21 protein-coding genes are annotated in these 20,656 nt (G+C 72.8%); 12 read left to right on the top strand and 9 right to left on the bottom strand.

The genetic code is table 11. The annotated features are described in order from the left end of the window. The first annotated feature begins 8 nt into the window (after nucleotides 1–8). From SOM11_RS11325 to SOM11_RS11280, 10 genes are all read left to right on the top strand, one after another. Complete coding sequence (locus tag SOM11_RS11325) at nucleotides 9–1,043, top strand: metal ABC transporter solute-binding protein, Zn/Mn family (protein WP_320478066.1); 1,035 nt, start codon at nucleotides 9–11, stop codon at nucleotides 1,041–1,043. Nucleotides 1,044–1,114: 71 nt separating this feature from the next. Next, nucleotides 1,115–1,918 (top strand): metal ABC transporter ATP-binding protein, encoded by an 804-nt coding sequence (locus SOM11_RS11320; protein ID WP_192061670.1) that lies wholly within the window; start codon nucleotides 1,115–1,117, stop codon nucleotides 1,916–1,918. Beyond that, complete coding sequence (locus SOM11_RS11315; RefSeq protein ID WP_320478065.1) at nucleotides 1,915–2,808, top strand: metal ABC transporter permease; 894 nt, start codon at nucleotides 1,915–1,917, stop codon at nucleotides 2,806–2,808. The genes SOM11_RS11320 and SOM11_RS11315 overlap by 4 nt, the downstream gene beginning before the upstream one ends. A gap of 4 nt (nucleotides 2,809–2,812) precedes the next feature. Beyond that, nucleotides 2,813–3,247 (top strand): transcriptional repressor, encoded by a 435-nt coding sequence (locus SOM11_RS11310; RefSeq protein WP_320478148.1) that lies wholly within the window; start codon nucleotides 2,813–2,815, stop codon nucleotides 3,245–3,247. Nucleotides 3,248–3,488: 241 nt separating this feature from the next. After that, on the top strand, nucleotides 3,489–3,725 hold the full coding sequence (gene rpmB, locus SOM11_RS11305; protein WP_022885355.1) for a 50S ribosomal protein L28: 237 nt from the start codon (nucleotides 3,489–3,491) through the stop codon (nucleotides 3,723–3,725). Then, complete coding sequence (gene rpmG, locus SOM11_RS11300) at nucleotides 3,725–3,892, top strand: 50S ribosomal protein L33 (RefSeq protein ID WP_043595944.1); 168 nt, start codon at nucleotides 3,725–3,727, stop codon at nucleotides 3,890–3,892. Before rpmB ends, rpmG begins: the two co-directional genes overlap by 1 nt. A 2-nt stretch (nucleotides 3,893–3,894) precedes the next feature. Next, a complete protein-coding gene (gene rpsN, locus SOM11_RS11295; protein ID WP_192061646.1) occupies nucleotides 3,895–4,200 on the top strand; it encodes a 30S ribosomal protein S14 in 306 nt (101 codons plus the stop codon). A 98-nt stretch (nucleotides 4,201–4,298) separates the two neighbouring features. Continuing rightward, nucleotides 4,299–4,586, top strand: a complete 288-nt coding sequence (locus SOM11_RS11290; RefSeq protein WP_043595940.1) for an HU family DNA-binding protein — start codon at nucleotides 4,299–4,301, stop codon at nucleotides 4,584–4,586. A gap of 188 nt (nucleotides 4,587–4,774) precedes the next feature. After that, nucleotides 4,775–6,757 (top strand): cytochrome c oxidase assembly protein, encoded by a 1,983-nt coding sequence (locus SOM11_RS11285; RefSeq protein WP_243215536.1) that lies wholly within the window; start codon nucleotides 4,775–4,777, stop codon nucleotides 6,755–6,757. Nucleotides 6,758–6,874: 117 nt separating this feature from the next. Beyond that, a complete protein-coding gene (locus SOM11_RS11280; protein ID WP_320478064.1) occupies nucleotides 6,875–7,201 on the top strand; it encodes an excalibur calcium-binding domain-containing protein in 327 nt (108 codons plus the stop codon). A 79-nt stretch (nucleotides 7,202–7,280) separates the two neighbouring features. On the opposite strand, the gene SOM11_RS11275 is transcribed toward SOM11_RS11280, so the two are convergent. Next, nucleotides 7,281–8,330, bottom strand: a complete 1,050-nt coding sequence (locus SOM11_RS11275; protein WP_243215534.1) for an LLM class flavin-dependent oxidoreductase — start codon at nucleotides 8,328–8,330, stop codon at nucleotides 7,281–7,283. Nucleotides 8,331–8,582: 252 nt separating this feature from the next. On the opposite strand from SOM11_RS11275, the gene SOM11_RS11270 reads away from it, so the two are divergent. After that, nucleotides 8,583–9,059, top strand: a complete 477-nt coding sequence (locus tag SOM11_RS11270; RefSeq protein WP_192061649.1) for a MarR family winged helix-turn-helix transcriptional regulator — start codon at nucleotides 8,583–8,585, stop codon at nucleotides 9,057–9,059. Between the two features lie 458 nt (nucleotides 9,060–9,517). Beyond that, the gene (locus tag SOM11_RS11265) at nucleotides 9,518–10,267 is read left to right on the top strand and encodes a GntR family transcriptional regulator (protein WP_192061650.1); all 750 of its coding nucleotides are present in this window, start codon (nucleotides 9,518–9,520) and stop codon (nucleotides 10,265–10,267) included. 98 nt (nucleotides 10,268–10,365) lie between these two features. On the opposite strand, the gene SOM11_RS11260 is transcribed toward SOM11_RS11265, so the two are convergent. The 8 genes from SOM11_RS11260 to SOM11_RS11225 form a co-directional block, all read right to left on the bottom strand. Further along, entirely contained in the window at nucleotides 10,366–11,673 is a 1,308-nt protein-coding gene (locus SOM11_RS11260; RefSeq protein ID WP_320478063.1) for an alcohol dehydrogenase catalytic domain-containing protein, read from the bottom strand. Next, nucleotides 11,670–12,665 carry a phosphonatase-like hydrolase gene (locus SOM11_RS11255; protein ID WP_320478062.1) on the bottom strand — a complete coding sequence of 332 codons (996 nt, stop codon included), beginning with the start codon at nucleotides 12,663–12,665 and terminating at the stop codon, nucleotides 11,670–11,672. The genes SOM11_RS11260 and SOM11_RS11255 overlap by 4 nt, the downstream gene beginning before the upstream one ends. Next, a complete protein-coding gene (locus SOM11_RS11250; RefSeq protein ID WP_320478061.1) occupies nucleotides 12,662–13,876 on the bottom strand; it encodes a TIGR03364 family FAD-dependent oxidoreductase in 1,215 nt (404 codons plus the stop codon). Before SOM11_RS11250 ends, SOM11_RS11255 begins: the two co-directional genes overlap by 4 nt. Further along, nucleotides 13,873–15,672, bottom strand: coding sequence for a phosphonate ABC transporter, permease protein PhnE (phnE, locus tag SOM11_RS11245; RefSeq protein WP_320478060.1), 1,800 nt, complete (start codon nucleotides 15,670–15,672; stop codon nucleotides 13,873–13,875). The genes SOM11_RS11250 and phnE overlap by 4 nt, the downstream gene beginning before the upstream one ends. Beyond that, complete coding sequence (gene phnC, locus SOM11_RS11240) at nucleotides 15,669–16,700, bottom strand: phosphonate ABC transporter ATP-binding protein (protein WP_320478059.1); 1,032 nt, start codon at nucleotides 16,698–16,700, stop codon at nucleotides 15,669–15,671. The genes phnE and phnC overlap by 4 nt, the downstream gene beginning before the upstream one ends. Before the next feature lie 100 nt (nucleotides 16,701–16,800). Then, complete coding sequence (locus SOM11_RS11235; RefSeq protein WP_320478058.1) at nucleotides 16,801–17,736, bottom strand: phosphate/phosphite/phosphonate ABC transporter substrate-binding protein; 936 nt, start codon at nucleotides 17,734–17,736, stop codon at nucleotides 16,801–16,803. A 350-nt stretch (nucleotides 17,737–18,086) separates the two neighbouring features. After that, nucleotides 18,087–19,163, bottom strand: coding sequence for an EamA family transporter (locus SOM11_RS11230; RefSeq protein ID WP_320478057.1), 1,077 nt, complete (start codon nucleotides 19,161–19,163; stop codon nucleotides 18,087–18,089). 402 nt (nucleotides 19,164–19,565) lie between these two features. Next, the gene (locus SOM11_RS11225; RefSeq protein ID WP_320478056.1) at nucleotides 19,566–20,189 is read right to left on the bottom strand and encodes an HD domain-containing protein; all 624 of its coding nucleotides are present in this window, start codon (nucleotides 20,187–20,189) and stop codon (nucleotides 19,566–19,568) included. Between the last annotated feature and the right edge of the window lie 467 nt (nucleotides 20,190–20,656).

Raw genomic sequence — 20,656 nt, 5'->3', positions numbered from 1 at the left:
TCGACGACATGAACCTCCGCCGCACCCTGCCCCTGCTCGCCCTGCCCGCCGCGGCGGCCCTCGTGCTGAGCGGCTGCTCGTCGTCGGGGTCGGCGGGCGCGGCGGGTGACGACGGTTCAGGAGGCGCGATCTCGGTCGTCGCATCGACCAACGTCTACGGCGACATCGCTCAGACCGTCGGCGGCGACGCGGTCGACGTCACCAGCATCATCAGCGACCCCTCTCAGGACCCTCACTCGTACGAGGCCGACGCCCGCACCCAGCTCGCGGTCTCGCGGGCCGACGTCGTGATCGAGAACGGCGGCGGCTACGACGCTTTCGTCGACACGATGCTCAGCGCGAGCGACTCGTCGGCCGCGGTCGTGAACGCCGTCGACGTCTCGGGCCTCGACCCCGACGCCGAGGGGCACACGGACGACGAGCACGCCGACGACGAGCACGCCGACGAGGCCGAGCCCTCCGCCGACGCCACGAGCGACGACCACGCCGACGAGCACGAGCACGACCACGAGCACGGCGCGTTCAACGAGCACGTCTTCTACAGCCTGCACAGCATGGGCGCCCTCGCCGACGAGATCGCGCACCAGCTGGGCGAGATCGACCCCGACCAGGCCGACACCTTCACCGCGAACGCCGACGCGTTCGGCGACCGCGTGGCCGACCTGGAGGCGCAGGCCGCCGAGATCAAGACGGCGCACGACGGCGAGTCGGTCGCCTACACCGAGCCGGTGCCCGGCTACCTCTTCGACGAGATGGGTCTCGTGAACGTGACCCCCGCCTCCTTCTCCGAGGCCATCGAAGAGGGCGACGACGTGTCGCCCGCGGTGCTCAACGAGACGCTCAAGACCTTCGCCGACGGCCGCGTCGACCTGCTCGCCTACAACGAGCAGACCTCGAGCCCCGAGACCGAGGCCGTCGAGAAGGCCGCCACCGACGCCGGCGTCGCCATCGTGCCGGTCACGGAGCTCCTCCCGGAGGGGGATGATTACATCTCGTGGCAGCAGAGCAACATCGACGCGATCAAGGCGGCACTCGACCGGTGACCCAGCGGCACCCCGACGACTCCGTCGCCGTCGCGACCCGCGCCTCCTCGGCCGGGCGCGACGGCGACGCCGTGCTGCGCCTGCGCGACGCCGGCGTCGGCTTCGGCGACCGGACCCTCTGGTCGGGGCTCGACCTCGACGTCGCCCCCGGCGAGTTCATCGCCGTGCTCGGCCCGAACGGCGCCGGCAAGACCACCATGCTGCGGACCATCCTCGGTCAGCAGGAGCTCACCGCCGGCACCATCGAGTTCCTCGGCAGGCCGGTCGCCCGCGGGCACCGCCGCATCGGGTACGTGCCGCAGCAGCGCCTGATGGAGACCGGTACGCCGCTCCGCACCCGCGACATGATCGCCCTCGGCGTCACCGGCCACCGCTGGGGCCTGCGCCGCGAGAGCGCCGCCGAACGGGCCGCCATCGACGCCCTCGTCGACGAGGTGGGCGCGACCTCGTTCGCCGACGCCCCCGTCGCCTCGCTCTCGGGCGGCGAGCAGCAGCGCGCCCGCGTCGGCCAGGCACTCGCCGCCGACCCCGCCCTGCTGCTCTGCGACGAGCCGCTGATCTCGCTCGACCTGCGGCACCAGCGCGGCGTCACCGAGCTGCTCGACCGTCAGCGCCGGGCCCGCAACACGGCCGTCGTCTTCGTCACGCACGACGTCAACCCGATCCTCGACGTCGTCGACCGGGTGCTCTACCTGGCCGGGGGCTCGTTCCGCATCGGCACCCCCGACGAGGTGCTGCAGGCGCCCGTGCTGAGCGAGCTGTACGGCACCCCGGTCGACGTCATCCGCACGATGGGGCGCATCGTCATCGTCGGCAGCCACGGGCACGACGACCACCACCTCGAGCCGCTCGACGACGACGGAGGGCCGCGATGACCGACCTGTGGGCCCAGCTGTTCTCGTTCCAGGACTTCGGCGAGCTCGTCGCCCTCGTCAAGAACTCGATCATCGCCGGCGCCGTGCTCGGCCTGGTCGGCGGGCTGATCGGCCCGTTCGTCCTCACACGCAACATGCCGTTCGCCGTTCACGGCATCAGCGAGCTGTCGTTCGCCGGCGCGTCGGCCGCCCTTCTCTTCGGCGCCAACGTCGTCGCGGGGTCGCTCGTCGGCAGCGTCGTGGCGGCCCTGCTGATCGGGGTGCTCGGGTCGCGGGCGCGCGAACGCAACTCGATCATCGCGGTGCTCATGCCGTTCGGCCTCGGCATCGGCATCCTCTGCCTCGCCCTCTACCAGGGCCGGTCCGCCAACCGGTTCGGCCTGCTGACCGGTCAGATCGTCGCCGTCGACAACCCCCAGCTCGGCTGGCTGATGACCATCTCGGCCGTCGTGATCGTCACGCTGCTGATCGTCTGGCGCCCGCTCACCTTCGCCAGCGTCGACCCCGACGTGGCCGCCGCCGCCGGCATCCCGGTGCGGACCCTCGGCATCGTCTTCATGCTCGTGCTCGGCCTCGCCGTCGCCGTGTCGGTGCAGATCGTCGGCGCCCTGCTGGTGCTCTCGCTGCTCGTCACCCCCGCCGCCGCGGCCCTCCGGCTCACGGTGAACCCGCGGCTGGTGCCGCTCTTGAGCATCGCCTTCGCCGTCACCTCGGTGGTCGGCGGGATCCTGCTCGCACTCGGCGGCGGACTGCCGATCAGCCCCTACGTCACGACCATCTCGTTCGCCATCTGGCTCGTCTGTCGTGTGATCGGCCGTCGTCGCGACGCCCGCACGCTCAGGCCGCGCCGACCCGCACGGGTAGCCTTGGCCGCGAAGCAGGAGGTCTGAGATGGTGGTCCGACGCAACACCTGGCAGCGCGAGGCCGTGCGCGAGGCGCTCGACAGCAGCGAGGGCTTCGTCAGCGCCCAGTCGCTGCACACCCAGCTGCGCGAGGCGGGCTCGCCCATCGGGCTGGCGACCGTCTACCGGGCGCTGTCCGACCTCGCCTCCGACGGATCGGCCGACTCGCTGCAGCAGGAGGGCGAGAGCCTCTACCGCGCCTGCACCCCCGGCACGCACCACCACCACCTCATCTGCCGCGTCTGCGGAACCACGGTCGAGATCGAGGCCGACGCGGTCGAGACCTGGGCCCGCCAGGTCGCCGCTCAGCACGGCTTCACCGAGGCGCAGCACATCGTCGACGTCTTCGGGCTCTGCGCGGCGTGCTCGGCCGAGGCCGCCGCGGGGCGCGACCCCGCGGTCACCCGCGGCTCCTCCGAGGGCTGACCCGCGCCTCCTCGGCTGCCGCCGTCGATGCCGAGGAGGCGCGGCTTGCGTGATCCCGGGCGTGTCGCGTACTCTTGCTCTTTGGTTGGGCGCTCTCTGCGCCCATGTGCACCGAATCCCCCGCCACACCGGCTCCGTCATGCGGATCCATGGGGGCCGACGCGCGCCGACAAGTGACCTTGGGTAGGGGCCGCCGTTCGCAGAACGGGGTGCTCCCTACGGTATCTACGGAGGAATGACCATGGCAGCAACATGCCAGGTGACCGGAGCCATCCCCGGCTTCGGACACAACATCTCGCACTCGCACCGACGCACCAAGCGTCGTTTCGATCCCAACATCCAGAAGAAGACGTACTACGTGCCGTCGCTTCGTCGTAACGTGACCCTGCAGCTCAGCGCCAAGGGGATCAAGGTCATCGACGCTCGTGGCATCGAGTCGGTCGTGAAGGACCTTCTCGCTCGTGGGGAGAAGATCTAATGGCTCGTCAGCAGGACGTCCGTCCCATCATCAAGCTCCGCTCGACGGCGGGCACCGGTTTCACGTACGTGACCAAGAAGAACCGTCGTAACAACCCCGATCGCCTCGTGCTGAAGAAGTACGACCCCGTGATCCGCAAGCACGTCGAATTCCGCGAGGAGCGCTAGAGATGGCCAAGAAGAGCAAGATCGCCAAGAACAACCAGCGCGCCGTCATCGTCGCCCGTTACGCCGAGAAGCGTCTCGAGCTCAAGAAGGCGCTCATCGACCCGAACGGCACCGACGAGAGCCGCGAGGCCGCCCGCCTCGGTCTGCAGAAGCTGCCCCGCGACGCGTCGCCGGTCCGCCTCCGCAACCGCGACTCGGTCGACGGCCGCCCCCGCGGTCACCTCAAGGCCTTCGGCATCAGCCGTGTCCGCTTCCGCGACATGGCTCACCGCGGTGAGCTTCCGGGCATCACGAAGTCTTCCTGGTAGGTTTTACGCGGTTCCACAGGGCCCTCGGGCCTGTTACCGCACGGACGCGGTGAACGCCGCGTCTCGTCTTACGAACGAAGTCCGAGGAGGACAAACACATGGCTGACAAGTCACTGAACCGCACCGAGCTCGTCGCAGCTGTCGCTTCCGAGTCCGGCCAGAGCCAGGCCGCCGTCAGCGGCGTCGTCGACGCGTTCTTCTCCGTCGTCTCGAAGTCCGTCGCGGACGGCACGAAGGTCACCATCCCCGGGTGGATCGCCTTCGAGAAGACGCACCGCGCCGCTCGCACCGGCCGCAACCCGCAGACGGGTGAGGCCCTCGAGATCGCCGCGAGCGACAGCGTCAAGGTCAGCGCCGGCAGCAAGCTCAAGGCCGCCGTCAAGTAGTCCTCCGCTTCTCACGAAGCCCCAGGGGGTGTCGACTTCGGTCGGCACCCCCTTTCGTGCGCCGGGCCGGGCGTCGTCCCCAGGGGGCCGACCCGCGCCTCCTCGGCCGACCTGTGCGGAACTCACCGGTCTCTCGGGGCCGAACGATCCGTCTCCGCACCCCGAGCACCCGACCTAGGCTGGAACCCGTGCCGAAACTCACCCGCATCACCGGGCCCGCACTCCTCGTGCTGGTGGCGTTCGCGGCGCTGCTCGTCGCCCTGAAGCTGGGCGGCGCGGCCGACGCCCCGCTCGTCGTCGACCCGGGCGAGGTCGTCCGCTACGGCCTGCCCATGGCCAAGATGCTGAACAACATCGGCGCGGCTGCGACCATCGGCACCCTCGCCCTGACCTGCTTCGCACTGGCCCGCGCTCGCCCCGAGTACGACAAGGCGCTCGACATCGCCGCCGGCGCCGCCGGGTTCTGGGCCGTCGCCTCGGCCGCCACGACCTTCTTCACGTTCCTCAGCGTCGCCAACGTCGCCGTGACCTTCGACGACCAGTTCGGCCGCCAGCTCGCGTTCTTCCTCACCGACACCGAACTCGGCAACGCCTGGCTGATCACCACGCTGATCGCCGCCGCCGTCACGGTGATGTGCTTCGTCGTCCGCAACATCTGGGCGCTGATCGGCGTCACGCTGCTCGCCATGGGCGGGCTCATCCCCATCGCCCAGCAGGGGCACGCCGCCGGGTCGAGCGGTCACGACGCCGCCGTCACGAACCTCGCACTGCACCTCGTCGGCGCCTCCGTCTGGCTCGGCGGCCTCGTGCTGCTGGCCCTGCTGCGCGGCACGCTCGACGACACCCGGCTCGCGATCGTGCTGTCGCGCTACTCGACGCTCGCGATCATCTGCTTCGTCGTGGTCGCCGTGTCGGGCGTCGGCAGTGCCGCCCTGCGACTCGGCAGCTGGTCGTCGTTGACCACGGGCTACGGCGTGCTCGTGCTGATCAAGACCTTCGCGCTCGTGGCGCTCGGGCTGTTCGGCGTCGTGCAGCGGAGGTTCCTGGTCGCACGCATGGGCACGCACCCGAAGGCCACCACCCGCCTCTTCTGGTACTTCGTCTCGGCCGAGCTCGCGTTCATGGGCATCGCCTCGGGCGTGGCCGCCGCCCTCGGTCGCACCGCGACGCCCGTCGAGCAGGTCGCCGCGAGCGACCTCGCCGACCCGACACCGGCCGAGATCCTCACCGAAGAGCTGCTGCCGCCCGAGCTGACCCCGATGCGCTGGCTCACGGAGTGGAACCCCGACATGCTCTGGGCCCTGCTCTGCGCCTTCGGCGTCTTCTTCTACCTCGCCGCCGTCGCGCGCCTGCGCCGTCGCGGCGACCGCTGGTCGGCCGGGCGCACGGTCTCGTGGATCGCCGGCATGGTCGTGCTGTTCTACATCACCTGCGGCGCCCCGAACGTCTACGAGGAGTACCTGTTCAGCGCGCACATGCTCGCGCACATGGCGCTCGGCATGGTCGTGCCGGTGCTGCTCGTGCCGGGCGCACCCGTGACGCTCGCCCTGCGCGCCATCCACAAGCGGACCGACGGCACCCGTGGGCCGCGCGAGTGGATCATGATCCTCGTGCACTCGCGGTACGCGCACGTGATCAGCAACCCGATCGTGTCGGCCGTGCTCTTCGCCGGGTCGCTGTTCGTGTTCTACTACACGTCGCTCTTCAGCTGGGCGACCACGACGCACCTCGGGCACTACTGGATGATCGTGCACTTCCTGATCGTCGGGTACCTGTTCGTGCAGTCGATGATCGGCATCGACCCCGTCAAGGGCCGCCTGCCCTACCCGATGCGCCTGCTCGTGCTGCTCGCGACGATGGCGTTCCACGCGTTCTTCGGGCTCAGCATCATGACGAGCACGGGGCTGTTCCTGGCCGACTGGTACGGGGCCATGGGCCGCACCTGGGGCGCCACCCCGATGGCCGACCAGTACGCCGCGGGCGGCATCGCATGGAGCGTCGGCGAGATCCCGACCGTGTCGCTCGCCATCGCCGTCGCCATCATGTGGAGCCGCAGCGACAGCCGCGAGGCCAAGCGCAAGGACCGCAAGGCCGACCGCGACGACGACGCCGAGCTGAAGGCGTACAACGAGCAGCTCGGGGCGCTGGCGCGGAGCGACCGGGGGCGCTGAGCCGGGCGCGGGGCGCTGAGTCGACCGCGGGCGCATCGCACCCGTTCGGGGGCTGGCCGACGTCGAACGCATGAGGCAACCTCAGAATGTGCTGCCCGAGCACGCCGAGAGGAACCCATGCCGTCGACCACCTTCGCCCGCACCCGAGTCGCGTTCGTCGCCTTCGCCGTCACCGCGGGGCTGACCCTCGGCGGCGGGCTGACCCTCGGAGTCGGGGCGCCCGCCTACGCCGCCCCCAAGGTCTACGCCAACTGCACCGCCGTGAACAAGGCGTTCTCGGGTGGGATCGCCAAGCCCGGCATCAAGGTCAACCTCGTCACGAAGGCGAACAAGACGGTCGAGAAGCGCGCTCTCAAGGGCTCCGTCAAGTTCGACAAGGCGCTCTACGCCGCCAACGCGAAGCACGACCGCGACAAGGACGGCATCGCCTGCGAGAAGAGCTGACGCACCGGTCGTGAGACAGCGAGGAGGCGCGGTCCGGGATGTCCCGACCCGCGCCTCCTCGGCGTCATGAGTCTGCGACTCAGGCCATCAGCTCGCGCACGCGCGGCACGACCTCGGTGCCGTACAGCTCGATGCTGCGCATCATGTGCTCGTGCGGCAGTCGACCCATGCTGTAGCGGAGGTCGAAGCGCGACGCCCCGAGCAGCGTGAGGTTCTGCGCGATCTTCTGCGCGACGGTCTCGGGCGAGCCGACGTACAGGGCGCCGGTGGCGTTCGCGCTCTGCTCGTACTGCGGGCGCGAGTAGGGCGGCCAGCCGCGCTCGCGACCGAGCTGGTTGGTCTGCTCCTCCTGGTAGGGGTAGAGGATCTCGAGCGCCTCGGCGTCGGTGTCGGCGATGAAGCCGGGCGAGTGCATCGCGATCGGCTGCGACGGCTTGCCGAACTCGGTCAGCGCGCGACGGTACAGATCGGCGTACGGCGCGAACTGGGCCGGCTGCCCGCCGATGATGGCGAGGAACAACGGCAGCCCGTAGTGCGCGGCGCGGATGACCGACTGCGGCGATCCGCCGACGCCGACCCAGGTCGGGATCGTGCCCGACTCGGGGCGCGGGTAGACCCACTGGTCGCTCAGCGAACCGCGGACGCTGCCCTGCCAGGTGACGGGCTCGTCTTTCAGCAGCTCGGCGAACAGCTCGATCTTCTCTTCGAAGAGCTTCTCGTAGTCCTGCAGGTCGAGACCGAAGAGCGGGAACGACTCGGTGAACGACCCGCGCCCGAGGATCACCTCGGCACGCCCGTTCGACACCGCGTCGACTGTGGCGAAGCGCTCGTAGACCCGCACCGGGTCGTCGGAGCTGAGCACGGTGACGGCCGAGCCGAGGCGGATGCGCTCGGTGCGGGCGGCGATCGCGGCGAGCACGACCTCGGGCGCCGACACGGCGAAGTCGATGCGGTGGTGCTCGCCCACGCCGATGAAGTCGAGCCCGACGCGGTCGGCGAGCACGGCCTGGTCGACCAGATCGCGGATCGCCTGGGCGTGGGTCTTGAGCGTCCCGGCGCCGTCGACGCCCGCGGGGCGCTCGGTGACGTCGCCGAAGGTGTCGAGGCCGAACTCGAGGGGGTGTGACATGAGGCTCCTGACCGTGCTGCTATCTATACGTTTGCATGAATACTACGCCCCGTGGAGGCGCGCGTCCAGCAGGCGGGCACGGTCGCGTCTTCAGGCGCGCAGCGGACGAGGCCACCCGGACGGGGTCTGGACACCTCGGCCCCCGACCAGCAGCATTATCCTGGGCACACTGCCTCACCGGTCGCGCCGTCGGCGCCACCGCCACCCGACTCGCGGGCCCGTGGCCCCGAGCCCGATGAGAGAACCACCACGATGTGCCCCGTCCTCCCCGCGACGCCCGAGAACGCCCCGGAGTCCGTCGAGAGACTGGCGATGACCCTGCACCGCCTCGACGAGGCGCACCGACGCTACCGGGTGCACTCCGCCCGCGTCGTCGGGCTGGCCCCGATGGAGGTCTCGGCGCTGCTCGCCGTCGGCGACACCCCCGGCATCACGCCGACGGCCCTCGCCCGCGACCTGGTCATCACCTCGGGGTCGACGACGGCCGTCATCGACCGGCTCGAGAAGGCCGGCCACGTCGTCAGGACGAAGCACCCCGACGACCGCCGCAGTCTGCACCTGCACCTCACCGCCGCCGGCACGGACGCGATGACGAACCTGCGCGAGGCGTACCGCTACGTGCTCTCGACGACCGGCACCGACGAGACCATCCTGAGCGCGATCCCGCAGCTGCACGAGATCACGGAGGCCCTGAACGCCGCCGTGAACGAGTCGCCCGACGGCGCCTGACGCGCGCCGCTGCGCGCCGCGCGCGCCGTGCGTGCATCGATGTGACGCGAAAGGGCCCCTCGCGCGGCCCGAGGGCGCCTTTCGGGTCGCCTCGACGCTGCGGCAGGAGGCGCGGGGCGGGAGGCGCCGCCGGCGCTGCATCGAAGTGACCCGAAGGGACCTCTCCCGCACCCCGAGGGCCCGCTTCGGGTCGCCTCCACGCAAGCGGCAGGAGGCGCGGGGCGGGCGCGCCGGAGGGGCTACGTCGAGGTGACCCGAAAGGGCCCCTCGCGCGGCCCGAGGGCGCCTTTCGGGTCGCCTCGACGCTGCGGCAGGAGGCGCGGGGCGGGAGGCGCCGGAGGCCGCTGCATCGAAGTGACCCGTTGAGGGCCCTCCTGCACCCCGAGGGCGCCTTTCGGGTCACCTCGATGCGCGCGGGCGGCGCGGCGAGGGCGGCGCGCGCTCGCTAGGCTCCGATCGTGGCAATCACCCTCTACGAGCAGATCGCCGACGACCTCCGCCGACGCATCGTCCGCGGCGACCTCGCGGTCGGCGACGACGTCCCGAGCGAGGGCGAACTCGCCGAGCAGTGGCGCACCTCCCGGGGTCCGATCCGCAACGCCCTCGCGGCCCTCCGCAGCGAGGGCCTCGTCGAGACCCGGCGCGGTCGACCGGCTCGCGTGGTCGCCCGCAAGACGCATCACCCCGTCGACGTGTCGATCCCGTTCACGAAGTGGGTCCGCGACGTCGGCGGCGAGCCCGGGGCCCGCACCCAGGAGGTCTCGCTGCGCCGGGCGGGCGACGAAAAGGCCCGCGCCCTCGGCGTCGAGCCCGGCGACCTGGTCGTCGACGTCGTGCGTCTGCGGACGGTCGACGGCCGCCCGACCATGCTCGAACGCCTGACCTTCATCGAGGAGGTCGGCCGCGTGCTCTTCGACGTCGACCTCGACACCGTCTCGATCACCGAGTACCTCGACTCGCGGGGGTTCGGCTACGACGACGTCGACCACGAGATCGACGCGGTGGCGGCCGACGAACTCGACGCGCGCCTCCTCGGCGTCGAACCGGGCACGCCGATCCTCCGCCTGCACCGCGTGACCCGCGGGCGCGACGGCCGGACGTTCGAGGCCTCCGACGACCGCTACCGCAGCGACATCGTCCGCTTCACCGTGGCCGCCTCGGGCCGGGCCCGCGAGGGCGACCACTTCATCCGCACGATCGGGGCGTGAGCCGCCGCCTGTCCGGCAGCCGCCGTCGGCGCGCAGGCCCAGGAGGCGCGGGTCGGCTCAGCCCTCGAAGTCGCCGCTGATCGCACCGTCACCGCTCGTCACGGACGGACGGCGACCCGCACCGCTCCCGCCGACGCGGCCCGCCCGAGGCCCGTGTCGAGATCGGCGAGAGCCACCTCGTCGCCGACGAGGTCGGCCAGGGGCCAGGCGAGGTGCCTCCGCTCGACGAAACGGGCCGCCTCGACGAGGTGCCGCGGCGCGTAGTTGTGGACCCCGCGCACGGTGACGAGCCGACGGACGACGCTCTCCGCGTCGACCGGCACCGCCGGAGCCGGCGACACGCTGCCGACCAGGACGGCCACGCCTCCCACCCCGAGCCTGGTCAGGGCCGACGCGACGGCGTGCGGCGAACCGGACGCCTCCACGGCCACCAGAGGCGCGCCTCCTGCAGCCTCGAGGGCGCGGTCGACGCTGCCGTCGGCGTCGGCGGCGACTCCGGGATCGCCCGTCGCGACCGCCCCGAACCGGACCGCGAGAGCACGACGACCCGGGTCGGGGTCCACCACGACGACCCGGGCGCCGGCGTCGGTCGCCAGCGCCGCGACCGTGAGCCCGATCAGGCCCGCACCGAGCACGAGCACCACGACCGGTGCCGCAGGCGCAGCCGCCTGGCCCGCCGCACCGTCCGATGAGGCAGAGCCCGTCGAGCCCGCCGCACCGGCCGATGAGGCAGAGCCCGTCGAGCCCGTCGCACCGGCCGCACCGGCCGCACCGGATGCACCCGCCACCCGCCCGTCGAGCGGCACGATCGCCGACGCCGCGTCGAGCGCCGCCACCGCGGTCGCCGTGCCGCACGAGACCGGCGCGAGCAGCCGCGCGTCGAGGTCGTCGGAGACCGGCACCACCGACGTCCCCGCCCGCACGTGCACGTGGGTGGCGAAGCCTCCGCTCAGCTCCCACCCGGTCTCGAGCCGCTCGTGCCCGTACTTCCGCACCCGCTCGCATTTCTGCGGCAGACCACGGGCACAGGTCGCACAGCGACCGCAGCTCGCCGTCAGCGACCAGACCACGCGCCTCCCCGGTGCGAGCGGCGTGCCGTCGACGGCGACCGCGCCCTGGCCGACCGCGACGATCCGCCCGACCTGCTCGTGCCCGAGCACGAGCGGGACCGGCGCGGCCCGGTCACCGCGGGTCGTGTGCACGTCCGAGCCGCAGATCGTCGCGAGCTCGACCTCGACCAGCAGGTCTCCGGGGGCCAGGCGGACACTCGGCACGGCGACCGCGTCGTGCGGGCGGCCGGGTTGCGTCCAGACCATCGCCGTCGGGGCGGGGTCGAGCCTCAGCTCGACGGGGCCGGCCGCGCGGGCGGCGGAGTCGTCGACGGGCCGAGGCGCGAGCGCGGTCACGCGACCGGGGCGACCGGTGCGGCCGACGCGACCGGCGCGACCGGCGCGACCGGGGCGACCGATGCGACGGGTTCGACGGGCGCTGTCCCGGCCGGCGCGACGGGTGCGACCGGCTCAGCCGACGCCGCCCCCATCGCGGCACCCGCGACTCCCGAGGCACCCGCGGCACCCGCGACTCCCGCCCCACCCGCGACTCCCGCCCCACCCGCGACCCCCGCGAACGCGGGCAGCCCCACGAGATCGCGCACACTGTCGAGCACGACGTCGGCACCCGCGGCGAGCAGCTGCTCGAGGGTGTGCGCGCCCGTCGTCACGCCGACGACGAGCCCGGCCCCGGCGGCCCGACCCGAGAGCACGTCGCTGACCGTGTCGCCGACCACGACGACCGACGCGACCGACGACGTCCCGGTGCGCAGCAGCGCCGCGAGCACGAGGTCGGGGGCGGGGCGTCCGCGGCCCGCGTCGACCGGCGAGAGGGCGGCGTCGACCTTCCAGGCGAGGGCGTCGAGCAGGCGGTCACGGGTGTCGGGCGAGAACCCGGTGGTCAGCACGACCGCGATTCCGGAGGCGCGGAGCGCGTCGATCAGATCACCCGCCCCCTCGATCGGGTCGACCCCGTTCTCGTCGACGAGCTCGCCGTACGCGATCTCGAACTGCTCGTTGGCCCGCTGGGCGACCCGCTCGTCGCCCCCGGCGAGGTGCCGGAAGACCTCGATCTTCGACTGCCCCATCGTGTCGCGGACGTACTGCAGGGCCTCGTCGCGGGTGAGCGCCGGCCCGAGGTCGACCCGGTCGGCGACCCGGGCGAAGGCCTGCTCGACGACGCCGTCGTCGACGACGGTGGTGCCGGCCATGTCGAGCACGACCAGCTCGACGGGGGCGGAGGCGGTCGCGGCGGCAAGGGCCGGGGCCGGGGCGGTCGCGGCGGCGGGACCCGTCGAGGGAACAGGGGCGGTAGCGGCGGCGGCGGGGTGCGTGGTGTCGAGGGTCATGACGGTGTGCTCTCCAGGAGGAATGGCGGGTGGGCGGTGTGCGGGGCGCGCAGCGGCGCGGCGGGCAGGGCGGCGTCGCGACCGCCGTCGAGGTGACCGCCGACGACGTGCTCGGCGAGACCGAGACCGGTCGTCATGCCGATGCCGGTGGCGACGACGGTGACGAGCACGTCCGGTTCGACCTCGTCGACGACGAACTCGTCGCGACCCGAGGCGTAGACGCCCTGCCACCGCTCGGTGACCACGGGCTCCGCGCCGAACAGCGCCCGGAACTCGTCGAGGAACGCCGAGGAGGCGCGCTCGTCCTGGAAGGGCGAGATCGCCTCGCCCCTCCGGTGACTGTCGCCGACGATGATCGAGCCGTCGGGCAGCTGCGTGTACATCTGGTTCAGATCGAGGGCCGCGAGGTCGGGCCGCTCGGCGTGCAGGCGGGCGCGCACCAGGTCGGCGGCGCTCGTTCCGGCGAAGGCGCTGTAGCGGATCAGCGACCACCCGGTGAGCAGCGGCGCCCCGAGCGGCTTCGCCAGGTCGGCGCGGACCCGCAGCATGTCGAGACCGCAGCGCTGCAGATCGGCCCGTTCGGCCAGGACGGGCAGCAGCTGGTCGAGGTCGTGGTTCGTGGCGACGACCACGGTGCCCGCGTCGATCGGCCCCCGGCTCGTCTCGACGCGACCGGTCGTCACGGACCCGACGGAGGTGCGGGTCGAGAAGAGGACCCCTCGCGACTCGAGATGCCTGCGGATCGCATCCGCCGCCTCCCGCGGGTCCACCTGCAGGTCGTAGGGCAGCAGGGCGCCGCCCACGGTCACGCCGGGCGCGACCGGGGTGCGCGACGCGAGCCCGCCCGCGTCGAGGAGCTCGATCTCGGGGCGGTCGCCGAGCACCCGCTCGGTGCGGGCCGCGGCCAGCTCGCCGAGCAGGGCGAGCTCGTCGTCGTGACGAGCGGCGACGAGCGTGCCGCTCTCGGCGAGCCAGAAGCCGGCGTCGCGGGCGAGCCGCAGCCACAGCCCCCGGGCGGCGAGCGCGTGCCGCCGGGCCTCGCCGCTCTGCGGGGTGAGGCAGAGGTGGCCGAAGTTGCGGACGGTCGACCCGCCGATGACGGCGGACCGGTCGACGACCAGCACGGACCGCCCGCGGTCGACCGCGGCCAGGGCGGCACCGAGACCCACGATGCCCGAGCCGACCACGACGACGTCGTAGCGCGCGGTCATCGGAACACCCGGCGCATCCACATCGCGAGACCCTCGACGGCGAGCACCGTCACGAGGATCATCAGCACGATCGCCGTGACCGTCCCGTAGTTCGAGCCCTGGCTGGCGTTCAGCAGGTAGTACCCGACTCCCCCGGCCCCGACGATGCCGAGCAGCGTGGCCGCCCGGATGTTGGTGTCGAGCATGTAGAAGGTGTGGCCGATCAGCGCCCGGGTGCCCTGGGGCAGGGTCGCGCCCGCGTAGACCTGGAGGCGCGTGGCCCCGGTCGCGGCCAGGGCGCGCTCCGGCCCCGACGAGACCTCCTCGAACGAGTCGGCGAGCAGCTTGCCGAGCAGTCCGACGCCGCCGAGCGCGAGGGCGAGCGTGCCCGCCTGGGTCCCCAGACCGGTGACGACGATCAGCACGATGGCGAGGATCACCTCGGGCACGCCGCGGATCCCGACGAGCAGCAGACGCATGCCGCCGCGCATCCCCCGGCTCGGCGCGACGTTGCGGGCCGCGAGCGACCCGATCACGATCGAGGCGACCAGGGTCAGCAGCGTCGCGGCCAGGGCGATCGCCACGGTCTCGCCCATCGCGTCGACCATCGTCGACATCTCGTAGCTGCCGAACGACGGCGGCCAGAACTGCACGGCCACGGCGGGCACGCCGCTCCAGACGGTCACGAGCTCGGACCAGGCGATGTCGCAGACGACGATGCTCGCCACGACGACGGCGGCGGCGACCGCGGCCCACGTGGTGGTCCGCACCCGGGCGCGATCCCACGGGCGGCGCAGCATCGTCGCGACGGTCGCGGGGGCGGGTGCTCCGGAGGCGCGGGTCGCGTCGTCCGCGGACGTCGCGGTGGTCGACGCCCGGCCGACCGCCTCGGGTGCGGGGGCGGCGGATGTCGCCGCGCCGCGCCTCCTCGTGGCCCGTCGCACGACCCGGTCGCCGAGACCGCGACCCGTCGGAGCTGTGCCCAGCATGACCGCGCGGACGCTGCTCGAGACGATCTCCATCACGACGCAGAGCACGAAGATGACGACGGCGTAGCCGAGCCCCAGCCCGTAGTCGAGCGACTTGAAGGCGAACGACATCTCCATGCCGAGACCGACCACCCCGACGTAGCCGAGGATGACGCTGCCGCGCAGGTTGATGTCGTTGCGGTGCAGCACGGTCGCGACCCACGAGGGCAGCACCTGCGGCAGCACTCCCGCCGTGAACTGCTGCAGACGCGTGCCTCCGGCGGCGCGGACGGCCGTGCGGGGCCCCTCGTCGATCTGCTCGATCGCGTCGGCGAAGAGCTTCGAGATCATGCCCACCGAGTGCAGGCCGATGGCGAGGATGCCGGGCAGCGTGCCGAGCGAGAACAGCAGCACGAAGACCATCGCGAGCACGACGTCGGGCACGGCGCGCGCCAGCACGGTGACGAACCGGGCGGCGGCGCGCCAGACCGGGCCGGGCGACGTGTTCGACGCGGCCAGCACGGCGACCGGCACCGACAGCACGGCGGCGAGGAGCGTGCCGCAGATGACGAGACCGAGGGTCAGCGCGGTCAGCTGCAGCAGCTCGCCGAGGGGCGGGAACTCGATCGCGCCGACCCTGCCGAAGAACCGCTCGGCGTTCGACCAGCTCTGCAGCATGCGGGCGGGGTCGATGTCGACGCTGCGGAGAGCGACGACGCTCGCGATCAGGAGCGCGACGAGCGTGAGACCGGCGGCGACGCGTTCGGGCGAGACCCGACGACGAGGAGGCGCGGCGACGGGGGCGACGACGGCCTCGGTCGTGCGCGGGCGCTCGGTGACGATGCTCATCGGAGGGCGCCGTCGGGGGCGTGCGCCGCGCGTCCTGCGAGGTCCTCGGAGGCGTGCGCCGCGCCTCCTGCGAGTCCGGACGTGCCGGGCGTGCCGGGCGTGGCGAGCTCGAGCTCGATGGCCTCGAACTGGTCGGTGCTCGTCGCGACGCGGCCGTAGATCTCCATGACCTGCGCCTTCGAGAGACCCTCCGTGGGGGTGTCGAGCACGACCCGGCCGTGGCGGAGACCGACGATCCGGTCGGCCCACGAGAGCGCGAGGTCGACCTGATGCAGGCTGCAGATCACGGTGAGGCCCTCGTCGGCGGCGATCTCGCGGATCAGCGCCATCACCTGGTCGCTCGACTCGGGGTCGAGCGAGGCGACCGGCTCGTCGGCGAGCAGCACCTGCGGGCGCTGCATCAGCGCGCGGGCGATGGCGACGCGCTGCTGCTGCCCGCCCGAGAGCGTGTCGGCGCGCTGGTAGGCGCGCTCGAGCAGACCGACGCGCTCGAGACGGGCGAGCGCCTCCGCCTTGGCCGCACGACCGTACGACCAGAGCCCGAGACGCGGCCCGCGCACCGTCGCGAGCGACCCGGTCAGCACGTTCTCGAGCACGGTGAGCGACGGCACCAGCTCGAACTGCTGGAAGATGAACCCGACCTCGCTGCGCAGCTCGCGCAGGGCGCGGCCCGTCAACGCCGTGACCTCACGACCCAGCACCGTGACGCGGCCGTCGGTGGGCCGCTCGAGGCCGTCGACGTGACGCAGCAGCGTCGACTTGCCCGAGCCCGACAGACCCAGCAGCACGACGACCTCGCCGCGGCGGACGGTCAGGGAGGCGCCGTCGAGCGCGGTCGTCGCGCCGAAGCGCTTGGTGATGCCCTCGAGGCGGACGACGGTGTCGGCGGGGCCGGTGGGGCCGGTGGTCGCCGTCGTGGTCGCCGTCGTGGTCGCCGTCGTGGTCGCCGTCGCCGTCGTGGTCGCCGTCGTGTCGGTGGTCGCCGTCGCGGCGCGGGTCGCGGTGGTGGTGTCGTCGTGCGGGTTCATGCGGGTGTCCGTTCTGCTCGGACCCCGGGGATCCGCCGAGGCCCCCACGCGCGCGCGAGGGTCTGAGCGGATTCCCGGGGTCTGGGGGGGTGCTACGTCGTCAGGCCTGGCACTGCGTGGCGTTCGTCTTCTCGCAGATGTCGCGGATCTCGTCGTAGTACGCGTCGTCCACCGGCGTCGTCTCGAAGAAGACGCTGCGGAAGCCGTCGCTGTCGGCGCCGTCGATGCCGGCCTCGACCATGTCGTCGGCGCTGACGTTCGCGAGGATCTCCTCCAGCTGCGCCTTCAGGTCGTCGGGCAGGCTGTCCGACTCGACGATCGGGGCGCCGGGCACCATCTGCTCGTCGATGACCTCGACGGCGTCGCTCTTGGCGACCTCGCTGTCCTCCGCGAAGCCCGCGTCGCACTCCGAGCCCTCACCGGTCTTCTGCACGCTGACGTCGTGCTTGCCCGCGAACACGGGGGTGATGTCCTTCTCGGGGTCGATGCCGGCCTCGAGCAGCGCGTAGCTCGGGAACAGGTAGCCCGACGTCGACGACGGGTCGACGAAGCAGACCTTCTTGCCCTTCATGTCGGCGATCGACGTGATGTCGCTGCCCTTCGGCACGATGGCCTGCGAGTAGTAGCCGGGCTCCTGCCCCTCGGCCGTCGTGATCGACGAGATCGGCGTCAGCTCGGCGCCGTTGTTCGTGGCGGTCACGTAGGTGAAGCCGGAGAACGACGCGACGTCGATCTGACCGGCGATGCTCGCCTCGATCAGCGCCGCGTAGTCGGTCGACTCGTGGTACTCGACGGTCTTGCCGGTCTCCTGCGCGATGTAGTCCATCAGCGGCTGGTAGTTCGTCTCGGTGTCGACCGAGTCGGGCACGACGCCGAAGACGAGGGTGCTCGAGTCGACCGCGAAGCCGGCGGCGTCGGACGAGCCCCCGCCCTCGCCTTCGGCCGAGGAGGCGGCGTTCGAGCAGCCGGCGAGAGCGGTGGCGAGCAGGGCGACGCCGACGAGGGCGATCGCGGCACGGGGACGGCGGAGGGTCATGACGGCCTTTCGGGTGGGAGCAGGACGTGACGATGGTGACACGCGACCGACCGACATAGGAACCTAACTCGTGGTCCGTTCAGGCAGAGTTCACGTGTTGTATGCCCACCCGCGCCTCCTGGGCCCCTGGGCCCCTGGGCCCCTGGGCCCCTGGGCCCCTGGGCCTGGCGTCGAGGTGACCCGAAAGGGGCCCTCGGGGCGCCGGAGGGCACCGAACCGGTCACCTCGATGCGGGGGCTGCGGGGGCTCCTGACCCGCGCCTCCTGGGCCTGGCGTCGAGGTGACTCGAAAGGGGCCCTCTAGGCGCCGGAGGGCACCGAACGGGTCGCCTCGATGCGAGGGGTGCGGGGCTAGGCGGCGAGGAGGGCTATGCCGCCGAGCACGACGACCGACGCGACGAGGCGCTTCGCGACCGAGCCCTCGCGCAGCACGAGCGCCCCGAAGACCGCGACCATGACCACGCTCGTCTCGCGGGCCGGTGCCACGAGCGCGACCGGCGTCGTCTGGATCGCGACCAGCACGAGGATGTACGACAGCGGCGACAGCACGCCGAACGCGAGCACCCGCGGCCAGTGCGCCCAACCGACCCCGAGCAGCTCGCCCCGCCGACGCCCGAGGGCGACGGTGTAGAAGACGACCTCGGCGAGGGTCACTCCGACCATGAACGAGACGGGCGTGAGGCTCCAGGTGCGCAGGGCGTGGGCGTCCCAGATCGTGTAGGAGGCGATGGCCAGGCCGGTCAGCAGCCCCCAGGCGATCCCGGGGTCGAGGCGGCGACGGGGGCGACTTCCGCGGAGGTGCGGGGCGGCGGGCGGGTCGACCCGCGCCTCCTGGGGGCCGGCGGGGTCGGGGGCGGGGTCGGGGTCGAGGGCGGGGTCGAGGGCGGGGTCGGGGTCGAGGGCGGGGTCGGGGTCGAGGGCGGGGTCGGGGTCGAGGGCGGGGTCGAGGGCGGGGCCGGGCGCGGGGCCGGGTTCGGGCGCGGGGCCGGGGTCGGCTGCGGCCGGCGGGGTGCGGTCGATCAGGCCGGTCGCGACGACGCCGGCGACGACCACGGCGATGCCGACGACCGCGACGGGCGAGAGCCGCTCGCCGAGCAGCAGCACCGCGAGCAGCGCGCTGACCGCCGGTCCGGTGCCGCGGGCCGTCGCGTACACCGTCGAGAGGGAGCCCGCCGCGTAGCCGCGCTGCAGCACGGTCATGTAGAAGACGTGCAGCACGGCCGAGACTCCTGCGCCGAGCGCGAGACCCGCGAGACCCCCGCCGAGCCCGCCGGTGAATGGGACGACGGGCAGCCAGAGCACCGCGCTGGCGACGGCGCCCCACCAGAGGAAGGGCGTGCCGATGCGGCTGACGCCGTGGGCGACGATGTTCCACGAGGCGTGGCAGACGGCGGCGGCGAGGACGAGGAGGAGCGCGGCGGAAGACATGGCGGCACCCTTCTACCGTGTCGAGGTGACGCGCCGGGGTCGGGAGGCGCGGGCGGCGCTGCGTCGAGGTGACGCGAACGGGGGCCTGCTGCGGCTCGAGGGGCCGTTTCGGGTCACCTCGACGCACGGGGCAGGAGGCGCGGGTCGGCGCGACGGGCGGGGCGGGCATCGAAGTGACGCGTTCGGGGTCGGGAGGCGCGGGCGGCACCGCATCGAGGTGACGCGAACGGGGGCCTGCGGCGGCTCAAGGGCCCGTTTCGGGTCACCTCGACGCACGGGGCAGGAGGCGCGGGTCGGCGCGACGGGCAGGGTGGCATCGAGGTGACGCGAACGGGGGCCTGCTGCGGCTCGAGGGGCCGTTTCGAGTCACCTCGACGCGCGGGGCAGGAGGCGCGGGTCGGGTCAGAGCGCGGAGGGCACCGCGTCGAGGGGGTTGGCCCGGGCCCGCGCGGGGAGGCCCGCCCGGACGGAGCGCCCGGCCTCCGACGACGGCTTGCGGTGCGCCTGCTCGGCGGCGAGCACGGCGAAGGCGTCGCCGAAGGCTCCGCGCGGCAGCCGCTCGACCACGGCGCGCACGAACCCGGGCGCCCAGTCGTCGGGCGCGGCCCCGCTCACATCCAGACTCGTCGCGCGCTCGAGCAGATGCCCCTCGACGTCGAGCTCGGCCGCCACCGACGGCCACATGTGGCGCTCGATCACCTCGGCCACGCGCCTCCCCCGGTCGTCGCTCCAGCCCGCACCTGCCGCGAAGACCCGGGCGACGTCGGCTCCGGCCCGTTCGAACGGCACCGTGTGGCTGTCGAACGAGGGAGCCAGCCCGAGGTCGTGCAGCATCGCCGCCACCCAGAGCAGCTCGACGTCGACCTCGAGCCCCTCGGAGGCGCCGAGCTCGACCGCGAAGGCGAACGACCGCAGGCTGTGGTCGGCGAGCGCCGGCGACGCGTGCGCCCGCACGACGGCGAGCGCCCTCTCGGCGACGGGGGTCGGCGGGGTGAGCAGGCGGTCGAGGCGCGAGGAGTCCGTCATGGGAGTGAATCTACGAGTCGAGGCGTCCGGCCACCAGTGGCAGTGTCGCCACCGGGGCCCGAGAGCTGCCGGCCGCGCTGCGTCGCCCCCCGCTTCGTCGCTCCCCACTGCATCGATGTGACGCGAACAGGGCCGTCCCGCGGCTCGAGGGCCCCTTTCGAGTCACCTCGATGCGCAGAGTGGGAGGCGCGGGGTGGGAGGCGCGGGCGGGGCAGGAGGCGCGGGCCGGCGGGCCGCTCTGCATCGAAGTGACGCGAAAGCGGACCTTGCGCGGTTCGAGGGGTCCTTTCGGGTCACCTCGATGCGCCGGGCGGAGGCGCGGGTGGGCAGCTCTGCGTCGAGGTGACGCGAAAGGGGTCCTTCCGCGGCTCGCGGGGTCCTTTCGGGTCACCTCGATGCGCGGGGCGCGGGTGCGGCGCGGCGCGGGGCGGCGCGGCCGCAGCGCGGCGCGGCCGCAGCGCGGCGCG

Source organism: Frigoribacterium sp. CFBP9029 (genome assembly GCF_034045305.1).
Lineage (GTDB): Bacteria > Actinomycetota > Actinomycetes > Actinomycetales > Microbacteriaceae > Frigoribacterium.
This window is presented reverse-complemented; position numbering and strand designations above follow the sequence as displayed.